Here is a 5,399-nt window from a genome sequence, read left to right as displayed (position 1 = left end):
GGGCACATCGGGGCCGATGGCCTCGGCCGCCTGCTTGAAATAGCCGACGATCTGGTCGTCGGTGCGAAGCGAGGGCGGCGGCGCGATCATGACGCCGGCGGCGCCCGCGTCCATCGAGGCCTTCGCCAGCGAGCGCATGGTGGCAAAGCCCGGCGCGGAGACGCCGACGATCACCTGCATCTTCTTGGCCCGCTTGACGAAGCGAMCCGCGACCTGCTCGGCCTCGGCGGCATCGAGTTTCGGCGCCTCGCCGAGGATGCCCAGCACCGTGACGCCATCGCAGCCGACCTCCTCGTAGAAATCGGTCAGGCGGTCGATCGAACGCTCGTCGATCCGGCCGTCGTCGTGGAACGGCGTCGGCGCGATTGCGAAGGTACCCTTGGCGTCGGCGGTCAGTTTCATCGTCTTTCCTTGTCTCTCTCTATTCGTCATTCCKGGATGGCCCGAAGGGACAGGCCCGGAATCCATAACCCCGGCTGGTGGTTATGGATTCCGGGCTCGCGACTTCGTCGCGCCCCGGAATGACAGTTKGGCTAAAACCGCCGCGCCCCCATCTTGATCTGCTCCTCGGAGAAGAAGATCTCCCTGGCATGATCGGCGATGTCCTGGGCTTTCCAGCCCGTGTGCGGCGGTTTCCAGCCTTCCATTTCCATCATCCGCATTTCGCGCACGCCGCGGGGCCCGGACACGCCCAGCACCTTGCCGGTCTGGTCGCCGGACAAGTCGCTGACCATGTATAGCACGGCCGGCGCGATGCCGTCCGGCCCCAGCGCCGCCGAGGGGTTCTCCTTATAGCGGGGCAGGTCTGCGGTCATGCGGGTCAGCGCGCCCGGGGCCAGCGTCCAGATCCGTATGTTGTATTTCCGGCCCTCGATCGCCAGCACGTTGGACAGGCCCCAGATGCCGCCCTTGGCCGCGCCGTAATTGGTCTGCCCGAAATTGCCGATCAGCCCTGATGTCGAGGAGGTGTTGACGATGACGCCGCCGCCGTTTTCCCGCATCCAGCGAAACACCGGCATGGTGCAACAAAAGGTACCCTTCAGATGCACCTTGATGACCTTGTCCCAGTCGGCCTCGGAGGCCTTGGCGAAGGTCTGGTCGCGCAAGATGCCGGCATTGTTGACGAGGATGTCGGCGCGGCCGAAATGCCTAATGGCGTCGTCGAACACCGACTGGCCGCCCTCCATGGTGGAGATGTCGGCGCCGTTGGCGACCGCTTTGCCGCCCTCGGCCTTGATCGCGTCCACCACGAGTTGCGCCATCGACTTGTCGGCGCCCGAGCCGTCGCGGGGGCCGCCGAGATCGTTGACGACGACCGAGGCCCCTTCCCGCGCGAACAGCTTCGCATAGGCCTCACCGAGCCCGCCGCCCGCACCGGTGATCAGCGCAACCTTGCCGTCGAGTAGTCCCATGGTGGCTTCTCCCTGTTTGTTTTTGTTCTCTCGTGTCCCTTGTTCTCTCGTGTCCCGGACGCGATGCAGCGTGAAACGCTGCGTCGCAGAGCCGGGACCCAGTTCCTTGCTACGTCCTCTGGGCCCCGGCTCAGCAGCGCATCACTGCGTGCTGCGCTGCGTCCGGGGCACGAGACCGACCTAACCCAGCACCGTCTTCCCATTCTTGATCACGGTGACGCCGCGCGACTTCACCTTGGCTTCGAACGAGATCACGCTGCCGTCCTTCCAGAGGTCCATGGTCACGGTCTCGCCGGGATAGACCGGGGATGAGAACCGCGCGACGTGCTGACGGAAGGCGCTGGCGTCGTAGTCGGCGTAGGTCTGGAGCACGCCGCGGCAGGTGATGCCGTAGGTGCACATGCCGTGCAGGATCGGACGCGGGAAGCCGGCTTTCTTCGCAAACTCGGGATCGGAGTGCAGCGGGTTGCGGTCGCCGCACAGGCGATAGACCAGTGCCTGGTCGGGACGCGTCGTGATGTCGATGGTCTTGTCGGGGCTGCGCGATGGAATCTTGTGCGGATCGGGCTGGGTCAGGTTCGGGCCGCCAAAGCCGCCATCGCCGCGGGCGAAGCGCGAGGCGACCAGCGTTGCGAGCTTCTCGCCCTTCTCGTTCTTCAGCACGGTCTGGTGGCTGATGACGACGCCCCTGTCCTTGCCCTTGTCGTAGACCTCGAGCACCGTGGAGTCGGCGGTGATGTGCGCGGCCACCGGCAGCGGCTGGTGAAAGGTGATGTCGCGCTCGCCGTCCACCACCATGACGCGGTTGAGGTTCATCTCGCCCGGCCCCGAGCCCCACGCCGCAACGGAGGCGAAGGTCGGCACCACCTTCAGCGGCCGCGGCGTCAGCGTGCCCTCGTTGACGAAGGCGAGCTCGTTCTCGTCCATCGGATCGGCACCGAGCCCGATGCCGTAGGCGTACAGCATCACCTCGCGATCGCTGTAGGCGTATTTCTGGCCGATGTTTTTCAGGCCTTTGAGTTCTTCATATCTGGCGGACATTTTGTTTGTTTCCTCCCCGGTGGTTCTCATCCTCATGGTGAGGAGGCGCTCTTGCGCCGTCTCGAACCATGAGGATGCCCGAAATGCTTCTTCGCCGTGGCCATCCTTCGAGACGCTTGCTTCGCAAGCTCCTCAGGATGAGGACCGCCCTACGCCGGCGTGAAGAACGGCAGCGGCGCGCCGTCGGTCGGCTTGAACACCACCTTCACCTTCTGGCCGATCTTCAGCTTCTCGAGATCGCAATCGACGAAGTTGGTCTGCACGGAAGGGCCTTCCTTCAGCGTGACGTAGCCGATAGCGTAAGGGCCGGTCGGCGATTTCCGCATCAGGCTCCAGGTGTAGATCGTGCCCTCGCCGGAAGCCTCCTCCCACACCGTCTTGTCGGAGTAGCAGAACGGGCAGATCGAGCGCGGGAAGTAGTGCGCTTCGCCGCAGGCGGTGCAGCGCTTGATCATGAACTTGCCCTGCTTGGCGGCGTCCCAGAACGCGGCGGTTTCGGGGTTCGTCACGGGAGCCGGATACTTCTTTGCATCTACCATCACACGCGCTCCAGAATGGCGGTCGAGGCGGCGTGGCGGACGCCCAAAAGGCCGCCGGTGCCGTGGGCGATGGCGAGATCGCAGTTCTTGACCTGCACCTTCGGATGCGCCTCGCCACGCAGCTGCCGCACCGCCTCGATGATCTTGGTCATGCCGCCACGGTTGACGGGATGGTTGCTGCACAGGCCGCCGCCGTCGGTGTTGAACGGCAGCTTGCCGACGCCTGAGATCAGATTGCCGTCAGCGACGAACCTGCCGCCCTCGCCCTTCTTGCAGAAGCCGAGGTCCTCGAGCTGCATCAGGACGGTGATGGTGAAGCTGTCGTAGATCGAGGCGTATTTGATGTCCTTCGGCGTGATGCCGGCTTCCTCGAACGCGCGCGGGCCGGACCAGATTCCCGCGGAGTAAGTGAGATCGAGATCCTTGCCGCCGCGCGGGCCCTTCATCGCCTCGCCATGGCCGATCAGCTTGACCAGCGGCTTCTTCAGGCTCCTGGCGATCTCCGGCGTCGTCACGATCAGCGCGCCGCCGCCGTCGGAGACGACGCAGCAATCCATGCGATGCAAGGGATCGGAGATCATCGGCGAGTTCAGGACGTCCTCGACGGTGACGACGTCCTTGAGCATCGCATGCGGATTGTACTGCGCGTGGTGCGAGGCCGCGACCTTGATCCAGGCGAGCTGCTCGGAGGTGGTGCCATAGTCGTGCATATGGCGCATGGCACACATGCCATAGGCATTGTGCGTGGTCGCGCCGTAAGCGGACTCGAAATCGGCTTCGGCGCCGGCCGCGCGCGGCGGCATCGCGCCGGTGCGCGGCTTACCGGCCAGCGTGATCAGCGCGATCGAGCACTTGCCCGCGGCGATGGCTTCAGCGGCATGGCCGAGATGGATGATGTAGGAACAGCCGCCGGTCTCCGTGGAATCGACGTGACGGAGCTTTTTGGTGTTCAGGCCGAGATAGTCGACCATCGGCCAGGCGCCGCCGGGCGCGTCGCCCGCGCAGAAATAGCCGTCGACATCGTCCTTGGAGAGCCCGGCATCCTCGATCGCGCCCTTGGCGACCTCGGCATGGAGCTGGGCGGTGGATTTGTCCGGCGCATGCCGGGTCGGGTGTTCGTAGATCCCGGCAATGTAGGCCTTGCCCTTGATGGTCAAAACTTCAGGTCTCCGCGCTCGCGTTTCTTCTTGCTCGGTTTTTCTGAACCGCGGGGGCCAGCTTGGCAAGCGCGGAAATATTCCGTCGGGCGAGAGGCTAGCGGGTTGGCGCAAGTGGGGTCTAATCTCGCCTGCCTCCGCATCGTCATTGCGAGCGCAGCGAAGCAATCCAGGAGTCTATCCGCGGATGCATTTCTGGATTGCTTCGCTGCGCTCGCGATGACGGATGCGACGACCAAAATCCTAAAGGTGTCTTGCCCGACGGCACAAGCGATTTCGATTTCGCGAAAACAACCCCATGCACAGTAGAACGGTGGTTGATTTCAAACAGGAAATCGTAGGGTGGGTTAGCCGAAGGCGTAACCCACCTCTTTAGTTTCCAAGGAGGCAGAAGTGGTGGGTTACGCTGACGCTAACCCACCCTACGCACTGCGTTCGCGTCGAGACCACCCTACTCCGCCGCGATCTGCCTTGGCGCGGGCGGCGGGCTCGCGAGGTCCGCGGCGAGCTGGGCGTAGCGGGCCTTGGCGTCCGCGACGGCCTTCTCCTTCACCGGGCCGTAGCCGCGGATGCGGTYGGGCAGCGACAGCAGTTCGACCGCGGTGTCGATCGTGAGCGGCGACAAGAGGCCGAGCACGGTGGCGACGTCCTTTTCGTAGCCCACGATCAGATCACGCTCGAGCTTGCGGTCGGCGCTGCGGCCGAAGATGTCGAACGGCGTGCCGCGCAGGAACTTGAACTTCGCCAGCACGCGGAAGACCTTCAGCATCCACGGGCCGAAGGCGCGCTTCTTCGGGCGGCCCAGGGCATCGACGCCACTCGCCAGGATCGGCGGCGCGAGATTGAAGCTGAACTTGAAATCGCCCTCGAACTGGTCGCGGAGCTGCTGCTCGAAGGCGCCGTCGGTGAAAAGGCGCGCGACTTCGTATTCGTCCTTGTAGGCCAGGAGCTTGGCGTAGTTCACCGCGACCGCGCGCGGCAGTGCGTCGTCATAGCCCCCTTGCCTCGCGGCATCGCGAACCTGATCGACCAGCTTGCGATAGCGTTTTGCCAGGCGGCCGTTCTGATAGGCGGTCAGGTGCTTGGCACGATGCTCGATGACCTCGTCGAGCGTCATTGCGTCCAAGGTCTTGGGCGCAACGACCTCGTCCGTTCCCTTCAGCATGCCCGCAAGACGCTGGGGATCGGCGACCGCGAGGCGGCCGAGGCGGAAGGCTTCCTTGTTCATCTTGATCGAGACGCCGTTGACC

Annotated in this window: 6 protein-coding genes; all 6 read right to left on the bottom strand. The window is 64.4% G+C overall.

Features of this window, described 5'->3' with window-relative positions:
• A partial coding sequence (locus tag AC1D00_RS24755; RefSeq protein WP_477012459.1) for a dihydrodipicolinate synthase family protein occupies positions 1–402 on the bottom strand: 402 nt, incomplete at its 3' end.
• Between the two features lie 131 nt (positions 403–533).
• Positions 534–1,412 carry an SDR family oxidoreductase gene (locus AC1D00_RS24750; RefSeq protein ID WP_477012458.1) on the bottom strand — a complete coding sequence of 293 codons (879 nt, stop codon included), beginning with the start codon at positions 1,410–1,412 and terminating at the stop codon, positions 534–536.
• 180 nt (positions 1,413–1,592) lie between these two features.
• Positions 1,593–2,453 (bottom strand): MaoC family dehydratase, encoded by an 861-nt coding sequence (locus AC1D00_RS24745; protein ID WP_135178123.1) that lies wholly within the window; start codon positions 2,451–2,453, stop codon positions 1,593–1,595.
• Between the two features lie 149 nt (positions 2,454–2,602).
• A complete protein-coding gene (locus AC1D00_RS24740) occupies positions 2,603–2,992 on the bottom strand; it encodes a Zn-ribbon domain-containing OB-fold protein (protein WP_014494555.1) in 390 nt (129 codons plus the stop codon).
• Positions 2,992–4,149 carry a thiolase domain-containing protein gene (locus AC1D00_RS24735; RefSeq protein ID WP_477012457.1) on the bottom strand — a complete coding sequence of 386 codons (1,158 nt, stop codon included), beginning with the start codon at positions 4,147–4,149 and terminating at the stop codon, positions 2,992–2,994. Before AC1D00_RS24735 ends, AC1D00_RS24740 begins: the two co-directional genes overlap by 1 nt.
• Positions 4,150–4,600: 451 nt before the next feature.
• The coding region (locus AC1D00_RS24730) for a DUF6537 domain-containing protein (protein WP_477012456.1) at positions 4,601–5,399 on the bottom strand (799 nt) is incomplete at its 5' end.

The organism is Bradyrhizobium sp. P2_E8, from assembly GCF_056403875.1.
This window is presented reverse-complemented; position numbering and strand designations above follow the sequence as displayed.

What these genes read in the sequence shown, in the direction of transcription:
- AC1D00_RS24750 (WP_477012458.1), bottom strand. Translation starts at nt 1,412, where the DNA reads ATGGGACTACTCGACGGCAAGGTTGCGCTGATCACCGGTGCGGGCGGC.
- AC1D00_RS24745 (WP_135178123.1), bottom strand. Translation starts at nt 2,453, where the DNA reads ATGTCCGCCAGATATGAAGAACTCAAAGGCCTGAAAAACATCGGCCAG.
- AC1D00_RS24740 (WP_014494555.1), bottom strand. Translation starts at nt 2,992, where the DNA reads ATGGTAGATGCAAAGAAGTATCCGGCTCCCGTGACGAACCCCGAAACC.